Source organism: bacterium, assembly GCA_016873475.1.
Classification (GTDB): Bacteria; Krumholzibacteriota; Krumholzibacteriia; order JACNKJ01; family JACNKJ01; genus VGXI01.
Map to the genome: position 1 here is coordinate 1 of VGXI01000085.1, position 12,443 is coordinate 12,443.

Here is a 12,443-nt window from a genome sequence, read left to right on the forward strand (position 1 = left end):
TGGGGGCGGGGGGAAGGGGCCGCGGCACGGCGGCCCGCTCCCTATGATGGCAGAGGGGGCCGCCCCGCGAAAGGGGTGACACCGAAATCCCTGGTATGACGTCACATGTCGAGATTCGGACAAAGAGATTCGCATGGCCACAGGGGCGCAGGCACGGCCGTGCTACACTGCGCGCCTCCGCCCCGGAGGTGCCGATGCCGCGTCCTCGCCTGCTCGCCGTCGTGCTGCTGCTTGCCGTCGCCCTGCCTGCTTGCGCCGCCGAGGCGCCCGCGCGGCGCCTGGCGATCACCATCGACGACCTGCCCATCGCGCAGATCAGCCAGCACACGCCCGCGCAACAAGAGACGATCACCGTGCGCATCCTGGCCGCGCTGGCCGCGCACCGCGCGCAGGCGGTGGGCTTCGTCAACACGGGCAAGCTCGAGGTGGAGGGCGCGGTCGACCCCGCGCGCGAGGCGCTGCTGCGCCGCTGGCTGGCCGCAGGCTGCGAGCTGGGCAACCACACGCGCAGGCATCCCAGCCTGCATCAGGTGGAGCCCGCGGTGTGGAAGGCAGACGTGGTGGCCGGTGAGGCGCCGCTGAAGGCCTTGGTCGAAGCGGCCGGCGGGCGCCTGCGCTGGTTTCGTCACCCCTATCTGCACATTGGACTCTCGGCCGAGGTGCAGGCTACAACGGCGGCCTTCCTCGCCGCGCGCGGTTACACCGTGGCGCCGGTCACGCTGGACAACAGCGACTGGCTCTATGCCCGCGCGCACACCAAGGCCTGGAATGCAGGCGACGCGGCCGCCGCGCGCCGCCTCGGCGAGGACTACCTGCGTTACATGCTCAGCGTGGTGGAGTTCTACGAGGGGCAGGCCGAGCTGATCGTCGGGCGGGCGATCCCGCAGATCCTCCTGATCCACGCGAACGCACTCAACGCCGACTGGCTGGCGCCTTTCCTCGATGCACTCGCCGCGCGCGGCTACGACTTCATCGCGCTCGAGGAGGCGCTGGCCGACCCGGTCTACGCGCGGCCCGCGGACGGCTACACGGGCGGGGGTGGCATCACCTGGCTGCACCGCTGGGCGATCACGGCGAAGCTCGACCGCGCGATCCTCCAGGGCGAGCCGGAGGTGCCGGCTTGGGTGGAGGCGCTCGCGGAGGCCCCCTAAGCCGGCATTGCTTCCCCCCGCCCGCCGCGCTAGTCTGGCCTGTTCCAAAGACGGGAGGTTGGGCCATGCACTTGCGCGGACGCGACTACATCGCCACCCAGGACTGGAAGCTGGCCGAGCTGCAGCACCTAATCACGCGGGCGGTAGAACTCAAGCGGCAGTTCAAGACCGGCGTACCGCACCGGTTGCTGCCGGACAAGACCATCTTCCTCTTCTTTCTCGACAAGTCGACGCGCACGCGCAACAGCTTCGAGGCCGGCGCCACCCAGCTCGGCGCCCACGCGCACTTCGTCGACGCCTCCACCAGCCAGATGGCCCACGGCGAGAGCCCCAAGGACATGGGCGTGATCCTCTCGAGTTACGGCCACGCCATCGCCATCCGCCACGACCTGGTGCCCGGCGAGGGCGCGACGCTGATGCGCGCCGTCGCCGAGCACGCCAGCGTGCCCGTCATCAACATGCAGTGCGACGTGGATCACCCCTGCCAGACGCTCGCCGATCTCATGACCCTGCAAGAGCTGCGCGGGCACAGCCTGCGCGGCCTGCGCCTGGCCGTGAGCTGGGCCTACGCGCCGAGCTACGCCAAGCCGATGAGCGTGCCGCAGGGCCTGCTCACCCTGATGCCGCGCTTCGGCATCGACGTGGTGCTCGCCCACCCGCCGGGCTACGAACTCATGCCCGACCAGATGGCGATCGCCCGCGCGAACGCGAAGGAAGCCGGCACCCTGCTCGAAGTCACCGACGACATGGACGCCGCCTTCCGGGGCGCGGATGTCGTCTACCCCAAGAGCTGGGGCGCTTTCGACTACTTCGGCCGGCCCGAGGAAGGCCTCGCGCTCGCTGCCCAGCACCCCGACTGGATCTGCGACGAGCGGCGCCTGGGCCTCGCCAAGAAGGACGCCCTCTACATGCACTGCCTGCCCGCCGACCGCGGCAACGAGGTGACGGACGCCGTCATCGACGGCCCGCAGTCGGTGGTCTACCCCGAGGCCGAGAACCGCCTGCACACCTGCAAGGCCATCATGGCGGAGACGATGTGAGCTTCGCCGGCCAAGGACCGGTCGAGGCCCGCTGCGCGCTCTGCGGCGCGGGCGCCGCGATCGCGCCCGCTTTGTACACGTGTACAAAGTGCAGCGGCACGCTGGACCTGCTCTACGACTACCCGGCACTTGCCCGGCGCCTGGCCGCGGCCGGCGGCGAGGGGATCAACCCCGCCGTGCTGCTCTCGCCCGTGCGCCTCACTCACGAGGATCCGCTCTTCTTCGAGCTGCTGGACTGGACCCGCGTGCAGCCCGCCGCCCGCCTGGGCGCCGCGCTCGGCGCGCGCAGGCTCACGCTGCTCGACGAGACCCGCCTGCCCTCGGGCAGCCTCAAGGACCGCGCCACGCTGGCCGTGCTCATGCGCGCTCGCGAGACTGGTGCCCATACGATCGCCTGCGCGTCCACGGGCAACGCGGGCGCCAGCCTCGCCTGCCTCGCCGCGCGGCTGGGCATGAAGGCCGTGATCTTCGCGCCGCGGAGCGCGCCGGCCGCCAAGCTGCGCCAGGTGCAGGCCCACGGCGCGCGGCTCTTGCTCGTCGACGGCAACTACGACCTCGCCTACGAGCTCTGCCTCGCGGCCGTGGCCGAGCGCGGCTGGGTCTCGCGCAACACGTCGCACAACCCCTGGTGCGCGGAGGGCAAGAAGAGCGCCGTGCTCGCGCTCGCGCGCCCCCGCGAGCGGAAGATCGCCGACGCCATCCTCGTGCCCGCGGGGGACGGCTGCATCCTCGCCGGCGTACACAAGGGCCTGGTCGACCTTCAGCGCGTGGGCTGGATCGACACGCTGCCGCGGCTCGTGGCCGTGCAGCCCGAGGGTTCGGCGGCGATAGCGAAGGCTTGGCACGCTGGCAATACGATTGAGCCCGTGGCCGCGCGCTCCGTGGCCGACTCGCTGGTCGTCGATCGCCCGCGCGACGGCGAGAAGGCCCTGCGCGCGCTGCGCGAGACGGGCGGCTTCGCCGTCACCGTGAGCGACGCGGAGATCCTCGCCGCGGTCTTCGAGCTGGCGCGGCTCGAGGGCATCTTCGCCGAGCCGGCGGGGGCCGCCGCGCTCGCGGGCCTGCGCAAGGCGATCGCCGCTGGCCTGCTCGAGCCGGACGCGGAGATCGTCGCCCTCGTCACGGGGCACGGACTCAAGGACCCGGGCGCCCTCGCGCCCCTGCTCGCGCCAGCGCCGGTGATCGCCTCGCTGAAGGACCTGCCCGCGGAGGCCTCGCGATGACCTGGGACCTGCCGCCCGCACACGAAGACCGCCTCCTGCTGCGCTGCACCGTGAACGGCGAAGTGGTGGAGCGCGAGGTCGCCACCACCACGCGCCTGCTGCACTTCCTGCGCGAGGAGCTGGGCCTGACCGGCGCCAAGGAGGTCTGCGCCGAGGGCGAGTGCGGCGCCTGCAACGTGCTGCTGGACGGCCGCCTCGTGAACTCCTGCCTGGTGCTGGCCGTCGAGGCCGAAGGCGCGGCGATCACTACCGTGGAGGGCCTGGCCGGCCACCCGGTGCAGGCCGCCATGGCGACCACGCACGCGGTGCAGTGCGGCTATTGCTTCCCCGGCATGGTGGTCAGCGCGGCCGATCTGATCGCCAAGACAGAGCGCCTGGACCGTGCTAGTATCAAGGCCGGCCTGGCGGGGAACCTCTGCCGCTGCACGGGCTATGCGAAGATCCTGGACGCCGTCGCCCTCGCGGCGCGCACTGCCGACAAAGGAAAGGACGCATGAGACGCTGGCACGCCGCTCTCCTGATCGCCCTGCTCGCCCTCGGGGCCTGCGCGCGGCCCAAGACCGAGGAACCGCCGCCCGTGCTGCCCACGGTGAGCGGTCTCATCCTGCGCGCGGCGAGCGGCGACCTCGTGACCGTGACGGGCAGCGCCGTCAGCGGCGAGCTGGCCACCACCATCGACGAGGAGACCGAGCAGCTCACGCTGCGCTTCCTCGACGATCAGTCCGCGGAGTTCACGCCGGCCAGCGGCTTCAGCCTGGGCACGGCCGTGGCGAATGGCGGCGTGGCGAGCGTGGTCGGCCAGAGCGGCTGGAGCTTCCGCATCGCAGGCGAGGGCGAAGGCGCGACGACCCTCACCGTGAGCGTGCGCTACGGGAGCGAGGTCAAGTACAGCTCGCCCGCGATTCCCCTGCGCGTCGACCGGCGCCTGGGCAGCCTGCAGTGGATCGCGCCCGACACGCTGCGCACGATCGTGACGGCCGGGCCCGTGGCCATCGAGGTCGCGCCCTTCGCCGGCACCACCTTCGCGCGCGTGGACTTCGGCGTGAACGGCACGCCGCTGGGCTCCGACACCAGCGCGCCCTTCACCGCAAGCTGGGACCCGACGCGTTTTGCCGCGCCGGGCATCTACGGGATCGAAGCGATGGGCCTGGACGGCGAGGGTACGCCCCTGGCCGCCGACACGCTCTATCTCATGGTGCCTGCGATGACCGGCGACCTCAGCGGCCGCTACGGCGGCCAGGGCGACGACCGCGTCTACGCGATGAGTGCGCTCGCCGGCGGCGAGGTCGCGCTCGTCGGCGAGACGACGATGCCCGACGGCAACATCCAGGGCTGCGTGCTGAAGCTCACGCCGGGCACGGACGAGCGCTGGTACCGCAACTACGGCGGCAGCGGCAGCGACCACCTGCGCAGCGGCGTCGGCATGCCCGACGGCAGCTTCATCGTCGCCGGCTGGACCTACTCGCTGCCCGACGCGCGCGGGCCGAACGCCTGGGTGCTGCGCCTCGACGAGGGCGGCGGCGTCATCTGGAGCCGCATCCTCGGCGACGCGGACGACACGCAGTACGCGCACTGCGTGCGGCGCAGCGCGGACGGTGGCTTCATCGTGGCCGGCGAGCGGCAGGCGGGCGGCGCTTCCCGCCTCGCGCTCTACAAGCTGAGCGCCGCGGGCGCCGTCACCTGGAGCCAGGAGCACGGCGGGCCCGGGCGCAGCATCGGCTACGCGGTGGAGCAGGCGGCGGATGGCGGCTACCTCGTCACCGGCCTGCGCGAGACGGCAGGGCAGGAGCGGCTCTGGGTCTTGAAGACGACGAGCACGGGCGCCGAGGACTGGTCGCGCGAGTTCACGCTCGGCGGGCCCTTCAACGCGGGCCGCGCGATGCTCACGCGCACGGGCGGCTACGCCATCGTCGGCGGCGGCGACAAGCAGCTCTGGTTCCTCGGCCTCGACACGGCCGGCGACGAGGACTGGAACGTGACCTTCGGCGACGGCGGCTGGGACCAGGGCTATGCGCTCAGCGCGATGCCCGCGGGCGGCTACCTGCTCGGCGGCTATCTCGAAGTCGGCGGCGCGGCCGACCGCGAGCTCTTCCTCGTGCGCACGAACGCGGCGGGTGTGGAGACCTGGCGCAAGACCTACGGCGGGGTTGGCCAGGACGAGGCGCGCGCCGTGATCCCCTGGGATACCGGCAGCATCGTCGCCGGCGCCACGGACACGGGCAGCGCGGGCGGCGCAGACATCTGGCTCTTCATGCTCGACGCGAGCGGCAATCCGGTGGACTAGGCATGCAGTACTCGCGGCCCGCGCGTCTCGCCGATGCCCTGGCCGCCCTCGCGGCGGCGGGCGGCGCGGCGCGGCCGCTGGCCGGCGGCACGGACCTGCTCGTGCGCTTCGGGCGCGAGGCGCCGTGGCCGGCTGCGCTCGTGGACCTGAAGGCGCTGCCCGAGCTCCATGTGTTCATTGATACACCCGCTGGGATTCGGGTGGGCGCCGCCGTGCCCCTGGCCGACCTCTACGCCGCGCCGGCCCTGGGCGCCTGGCCGGCGCTTGCCGAGGCGCTGCGCCTCTTCGCCGCGCGGGCCATCCGCGAGCGGGCGACCCTCGGCGGCAATCTGGCCAATGCCTCGCCCGCGGCGGACACCTTGCCACCGCTGATCGCCTACGGCGCGCGCTGCGTGACCGATCGGCGCACGCTCGCGGTCGAGGACCTCATGCTCGGCCCCGGTCGCACGGCGCTGGCGCCGGGCGAGCTGATCGTGGCGGTCGAGATCCCGCGGCCGGCGCCCGGCGCGGCGAGCTTCTTCCACAAGCTCGCCTTCCGGGACGCGATGGCGATTGCCGTGGTCAGCGTGGCCGCTTCGCTCGAGATCGCCGGCGGCGAGGTGAAGCGCGCCCGCATCGCGCTGGGCGCCGTGGCGCCCACGGTGCTGCGCGCGCGGGCGGCGGAGATCGCGCTGGTGGGCTGGCCCTTCACGCGCGAGGCGATCGCGGCAGCCGCCGCGGCGGCCGCCGCCGAGTGCGCGCCCATCGACGACCTGCGCGCCACGGCGGCCTATCGCCGCACGATGGTCGAGCGGCTGCTGGCGTATCACCTGGGGCGCTTGCTGGCGGCCGGCTAGCTCACCGCAGCAGCACGAGCCGCTGCGTCTGATCGCCGGCAGCCGCGCTCAGGCGGAAGGGGTAGATCCCCGAGGCCAGCGCGTTGCCCGCGTCATCGCGGCCATCCCAGTTGCGCTCGTGTACGCCGGCCGCGAAGGATTCGTCGGCGATGACCCGCACACGGCGGCCGGTCACCTCGTGCACCACGAGGCGCACGCGCGCCGGGGCGCCCAGGGTGAAGCGCAGGGTCGTCTGCGGATTGAAGGGGTTTGGGGAGGCACCGAGCAGCCGCGGCGCTGTGGCGAGTGCGCGCAAGAGCACCGTCTCCGAGCGCAGGAGCTGCCAGTCCTCGCCGGCCTCGCGGCCGTGCAGCGTGTAGCGCGCCGTGCCGCCGGCGGCGAGCTGCGGGGAAGTGTCCACGGCGACGTAGCGCCCGCCACCCTCGTCGGCGAAGGGCACCTGCCAGCTCGCCTCGCCGAGGCGGGCCTCGAGTCGGAAGTCCATCCCCTCACCAACCGCTTCCCAAAGGGTCGTGATCCTGCCGGGGGTTGCTTCAAGCCGGAAGCTGCTCAGCGCCACCGGCACAATCTCCCTCCATCTCACGCCCAGACTGTGACACCCGCCCCCCGCGATAGCTACGAAGTCCGCATTCGGCGCGGGGACGGCGCACTGACCATAGTCGTTGTCCCCCCAGGCTACGATCGTCCCGTCGGCCTTCAGGCCCAGGCTGTGAGACGCGCCCCCCGCGACAGCCACGAAGTCGGCGTTGGGTGCGGGCACGGTGCACTGGCCATCGTCGTTGAGCCCCCAGGCCACGATCGTCCCATCGACCTTCAGGCCCAAGCTGTGATCAAAGCCCGCCGCGACCGCCACGAAGTCCGCGTTCGGCTCAGGAACGTCGCACTGGCCGAAGTCGTTGTTCCCCCAGGCAACAATCGCCCCATTGTCCTTGAGGCCCAGGCTATGCGCCCAGCCGCCCGCGACCGCTCCGAAGTCCGCATTCGGCTCAGGAACGTCGCACTGACCATCATAGCTATACCACCAGGCCACGATCGTCCCATCGGCCTTCAGGCCCAGGCTGTGCAACCCGCCCCCCGCGACAGCTACGAAGTCCGAATTCGGCGCAGGGAGGTTGCATTGACCAGCGCCATTGTCCCCCCAGGCCACGATCGTCCCGTCGGCCTTCAGGCCCAGGCTGTGCCACCGTCCCCCCGCGACGGCCACGAAGTCCGTGTTGGGCACGGGCACCGTGCACTGGCTGTCGTCGTTGAGCCCCCAGGCCACGATCGACCCGTCGGTCTTCAGGCCTAGGCTGTGTAGCCCGCCCGTCGCGACAGCCACGAAGTCCGCGTTAGGCGCGGGGACGTTGCACTGCCCATACTCGTTTGTCCCCCAAGCTACGATCGTCCCGTCAACCTTCAGGCCTAGGCTGTGATCCCCGCCCCCCGCGACGGCCACGAAGTCCGTGTTGGGCACGGGCACCGTGCACTGGCTGTCGTCGTTGCACCCCCAGGCCACAATCGTCCCGTCGGCCTTCAGGCCCAGGCTATGCAATCCGCCCCCCGCGACAGCCACAAAGTCCGCGTTGGGTACGGGCACGGTGCACTGGCCACAGGCGTTGTCCCCCCAGGCTACGATCGTCCCGTCGGTTCTCAGGCCCAGGCTGTGCCGTCCGCCCCCTGCGACAGCCACGAAATCCACGTTGGGCGCGGGGACGTTGCACTGCCCATACTCGTTGGTCCCCCAAGCTACGATTGTCCCGTCGGCCTTCAAGCCCAGGCTGTGTCCTCCACCCCCCGCAACAGCCACGAAGTCCGTGTTGGGTGCGGGCACGTCGCACTGGCCCGCGTAGTTCCACCCCCAGGCCACGATAGACCCGTCGGCCTTCAGGCCTAGGCTGTGTGCCGCGCCCGTCGCGACAGCCACGAAGGCCGCGTTGGGGGCGGGCACGTCGCACTGGCCCGCGTAGTTGCTCCCCCAGGCCATGATCGTTCCGTCGGCCTTCAGTCCCAAACTATATGACCCGCCCCCCGCAAGAGCCACGAAGTCCGCGTTGGGGACGGGCATGTCGCACTGGCCGTAGGCGTTGTGCCCCCAGGCCACGATCGTCCCGTCGGACTGCAGCCCCAGGCTGTGATATCCGCCCCCTGCAACGGCGACGACATCCTCCAGCTCCGACTGCTCCACGACGACCTGGCTCCCCCACCCCACAATGGAGCCCGTCGGCAGACCGAGAACGGGGATTGGACAGAGGGCGTTTCCGAGAAGGCTAAGCAAGACCGTGCCAAGGACGGCAGCGTTTCGTCTCACGAGGACCTCCCCTTCCCGAGTTCGCACATCACGACGCAGTTCGCGCGTCCGGCAGCCGCCAGGGCCGCCCGATCCCGCACAAGTATAGCACTGTCCCAGGCTGCGCGCCTTGAGGTAGGGCCTAGCCCGGCGGCCCGAAGCGCCCCTCCTCGTAGACGAACTCCGTGCGAAAGCCCAGGCGCTCGTAGAGCCGCAAGGCCGGCGCGTTGTCCGCGCGCACGTTGAGGCCGATGTGCCGCGCGCGCGGCGCCAGCGCGGCGAGCAAGGCCGCGGTGGCCGCGCGCGCGAGGCCACGCCCGCGCCGCGCCGGCCGCGTGGCGATGTTCCCCAGCATCGCCACGCCTTCGATCTGACTGTACACGTGTACACCCGCTGCGCTGGCCAGCGCGCCGCCGGCCTCCATGCCGAAGAAGAGCCCGCGCGTGAGCTGCACGGGCCCCAAGTAGCCTTCGGGATAGGCCTCGGCGTAGAGGGCGGCGAGCTGCGGCAGATCGGCGGCGCCGAGGCGCCGCGCCCGCGCGGCCTCGGCGGGCGCGGCTCCGCCCGGGAAGCCCGACCAGAGCATGCGGCGAAACGCGCCGTGGCGCTCCACGCGCCGCACGCCCTCGAGCAGCGCCAGGTCTTCAGCAAAGGCATGGATGAAGCCGGCCGGCGGCAGGAGCGGCAGCGCGGCCGCGAAGCGCTGGCCGAGCGCACCCGCGTCCCCGAAGGCGATCAAGGCCGGCACGCTGAGCCCGTGGTAGAGGAGCAGCAGCGCCTCGAGCGGCTCACCCCAGGCGAAGAACTCTGCCTGCGGTCGCTGGGGCGGATCGAGATCGCCGAGATGGAACAGGTAACGCCCCGGGTCGCGGGCGCAGAAGGCGCGGATGCGCGCGTCGTCAGCGAGGCGCTGCCAGCTCACGGCTCCTCGCCGGCGCCGCATCGCGCGGGTCAGCGCTCGCGCGGGCCGGCAGGCTCCTTGTCGGTCAGCGCGGCCTCGGCGTCAAGCCCGGAGTCCGCCGCGCCGCTCTCGGCAAGTCGCCGCAGCACGGCGTCGATCTCCGCGAGCAGGGTTTCCTGTCGCACGGGCTTGGCCACGTAGCCGTCCATCCCCGCGGCCAGGCAGCGCTCGCGGGCGCCGGCCATGGCGTGGGCCGTCATCGCGATGATCGGCAGGTGGCCGCCATCGGCGCGCTCCTCCTCGCGGATCAGGCGCGTGGCGGCAAAGCCGTCGAGGATGGGCATCTGCAGGTCCATCAGCAGCAGGTCGAAGGGCGCCTCGCCGTGGCGACGCAGCAGCGTGAGCGCCTCCTCGCCGTTCCAGGCCTCGGTGGCGCTGAAGCCCGCCTTCTCGAGCAGGCGCACGGCCAGGCGCTGATTGACCGCGTTGTCCTCGACCAGCAGGATGCGCAGGCCGCGGCTCGTCGGGCGCGGCTCCTCGCTGAGACGCGCTGGCGCGGAGGCGCCCGTGCGGTACTCCAGCGGTAGCTCGAGGCTGAAGCGGCTGCCGCGACCCGGCTGACTCGTCACTTGAATGCGTCCGCCCAGGCGGCCGGCCAGATCACGGCTGAGGGAAAGGCCCAGCCCGGAACCCTCCTTGGCGCAGCTCGTGCTCGAGCGCGCGAAGGGCGAGAAGACCGCTTCCAGCTTGTCGGGCGGGATGCCGACGCCGCTGTCGGCCACCTCGAAGCGCATGCGGATCCACTCGCGATCCTTGGCCAGCTCGCCCACGCGCAGGGAGACGCTGCCCTGCTCGGTGAACTTGACCGCGTTGCTGATGAGGTTGCTCAGGATGCGCTGCAGGCGCTGTAGGTCGCCATGAAGAACCGGCGGTAGTTCGGACTCCAGCGCGATGCCGAAGCTGAGCCCCTTGGCCTCGGCCTGGGCGCGGAAGCTGGATTCCAGGTGGCGCAGCAGGTCGTCGAGCCGGAAGTCGACGGGCTCGAGGTCCACGCGCCCCGTCTCGAGCAGGGCCATCTCGAAGACCTTGCTCAGCACGCCGAGCAGGTGCTCGCTGGAGAGCTGCACGGCCTCCAGGTACTCGCGCTGCTCGTGGTCCAGGCGCGTCTGCAGGGCCAGCTCGGTCATGCCCATGATCGCGTTCATCGGCGTGCGGATCTCGTGACTGAGCCCGGCCAGGGTCTCGGCGCGCGCCTGCAGCTTCTGCTCCGCCTCCTCGCGGGCCGTGCGCTCGCGCTGCAGGGCCTCGCGCAGCGCGCTCGGCTCGGCGTAGAGGCCGAGCACGCCCGGGTCTGCGCCCAGCGGCACACGATCGGCGAGAAAGTAGCGCTCGCTGCCGTCCTTGAGCAGGAGGCGCTCCTCGGCGCCGAGGGCGGCTTCGCCGCTTGCAATCACCGCCGCGTTGCGCGACGCGAAGGTCTCCGCGCTCGCCGTGGTGAGACCCGACTCCTCGGGATGGCGGTCTGCGAGAGAATCGGCCACGTCCAGGCCGAGCGCGCGGGCGAAGGCCGGATTGCCGCCCGTGAGAGCCCGGCCGTCGCGGCTCCAGAAGACGGGCGCCGGCAGCGCCGCGAGCAGCGCTTCGGCCGCCGCCGTGCGCGCGCGCAGCGCGCGCGCCGAGCGCCGCTGGCGCAGCAGCAGCCCCGCGAGCAGGATCGCCAGCGCCAGCAGCCCGGCGCCGGCGCCGGCGAGCAAGAAGGTCGTCATGTCCATGCGCTCGTCCTCACGGTTCGCGCTCGCCGACGGGCAGCGGATCCGGAGCCTCCTGCCCCGGCGCCGCCGACCCGCTACAGAGTGTCTCGACGCGACGCAGCAGCTCGTCGATCTTGAAAGGCTTGACGAGGTACCCGTTCATGCCGGCGGCCAGGCAGCGCTCCTCGTCGCCGCTCATCGCGTGCGCGGTGAGCGCAAGCACCGGCAGGTGGCGGCCCGTGCCCAGCTCGCGGCGGCGCAGGGCGCGGGTGGCCGCGAGGCCGTCCAGGCCGGGCATCTGCACGTCCATGAGCACGAGATCCACCGTCTCGCGCTCCAACACGGCGAGGGCCTCGCCGCCGCTCTGCGCCGTCAACACGCGATGCCCCGCCTTCTCGAGCACGCGCGCGGCCAGCCGCCGGTTCACCGCGTTGTCCTCAGCAAGCAGGATGCGGCGCCTGAGCGCCGCCGGCCCCACCGCCGAGCGCTGGCGGTCCGCGTTCGCCACGACCACCCCGCCCGTGAGCTGACCGAGTTGTCTCGGATGCAGCGGCTTGGTCAGGCTGCCGGCGAGACCCAGGTCGCGGCTGAGCTGCCGCGCTTCGCTCAGCTCATTGACTCCCGTCAACAGCCAGCAGCGCTCGGCCTGACCGGGCAGGGTCGCCAGCAGGCTGCGCAAGCGCTGGCCGCCCGCGGGCGCCGCCAGCGGGTAGTCGACGATGAGAAGGGCGCGGCCGCGGTCCAGCGCCGCCAGTTCGCGAGCGGCGGTGTCCAGATCCGCGCAGGTCGCCACGGCCGCCCCCCGCGCGCGCAGGCTTCGCCCGAGCAGCTCGCGGCAGCTCCCTGAGCGCGCCGCCAGCACCGCCGGCCGCGCCGCCGGCCGCGCCGCCGGCCGCGCCGCCGGCGCCGAGTGCATCGGCGTCGCCGTCTCACCGGGCCGCAGGCTGAGCTGCAGGTGGAAGCTACTCCCCTCGCCCGGCGTGCTTTT

General features: G+C 72.2%; 9 protein-coding genes and 1 pseudogene. 5 read left to right on the forward strand and 5 right to left on the reverse strand.

The annotated features are described in order from the left end of the window. Positions 1–95: 95 nt before the first annotated feature. The 5 genes and pseudogenes from FJ251_08455 (at position 96) to FJ251_08475 (ending at position 6,192) form a co-directional block, all read left to right on the forward strand. Entirely contained in the window at positions 96–1,151 is a 1,056-nt protein-coding gene (locus tag FJ251_08455; protein MBM4117760.1) for a polysaccharide deacetylase, read from the forward strand. Positions 1,152–1,216: 65 nt separating this feature from the next. After that, the gene (locus FJ251_08460; protein MBM4117761.1) at positions 1,217–2,191 is read left to right on the forward strand and encodes an ornithine carbamoyltransferase; all 975 of its coding nucleotides are present in this window, start codon (positions 1,217–1,219) and stop codon (positions 2,189–2,191) included. Beyond that, entirely contained in the window at positions 1,615–3,414 is a 1,800-nt protein-coding gene (locus FJ251_08465; GenBank protein MBM4117762.1) for a pyridoxal-phosphate dependent enzyme, read from the forward strand. The genes FJ251_08460 and FJ251_08465 overlap by 577 nt, the downstream gene beginning before the upstream one ends. Then, complete coding sequence (locus FJ251_08470) at positions 3,411–3,911, forward strand: (2Fe-2S)-binding protein (GenBank protein ID MBM4117763.1); 501 nt, start codon at positions 3,411–3,413, stop codon at positions 3,909–3,911. Before FJ251_08465 ends, FJ251_08470 begins: the two co-directional genes overlap by 4 nt. Then, a pseudogene (locus FJ251_08475) lies at positions 3,847–6,192 on the forward strand (hypothetical protein). Before FJ251_08470 ends, FJ251_08475 begins: the two are co-directional and overlap by 65 nt. Here FJ251_08475 and FJ251_08480 read toward each other — a convergent pair. From FJ251_08480 to FJ251_08500, 5 genes are all read right to left on the reverse strand, one after another. Beyond that, positions 6,075–6,443 (reverse strand): hypothetical protein, encoded by a 369-nt coding sequence (locus FJ251_08480; protein MBM4117764.1) that lies wholly within the window; start codon positions 6,441–6,443, stop codon positions 6,075–6,077. The pseudogene FJ251_08475 and the gene FJ251_08480 overlap by 118 nt on opposite strands. Before the next feature lie 92 nt (positions 6,444–6,535). Further along, positions 6,536–9,118: a hypothetical protein gene (locus FJ251_08485; GenBank protein MBM4117765.1), complete on the reverse strand. Its 2,583-nt coding sequence runs from the start codon at positions 9,116–9,118 to the stop codon at positions 6,536–6,538. Further along, positions 8,946–9,746: a GNAT family N-acetyltransferase gene (locus tag FJ251_08490; protein ID MBM4117766.1), complete on the reverse strand. Its 801-nt coding sequence runs from the start codon at positions 9,744–9,746 to the stop codon at positions 8,946–8,948. Before FJ251_08490 ends, FJ251_08485 begins: the two co-directional genes overlap by 173 nt. 8 nt (positions 9,747–9,754) lie before the next feature. Then, positions 9,755–11,476, reverse strand: coding sequence for a response regulator (locus FJ251_08495; GenBank protein ID MBM4117767.1), 1,722 nt, complete (start codon positions 11,474–11,476; stop codon positions 9,755–9,757). Between the two features lie 10 nt (positions 11,477–11,486). Then, positions 11,487–12,443: response regulator (locus tag FJ251_08500; GenBank protein MBM4117768.1), on the reverse strand; the 957-nt coding region annotated here is incomplete at its 5' end.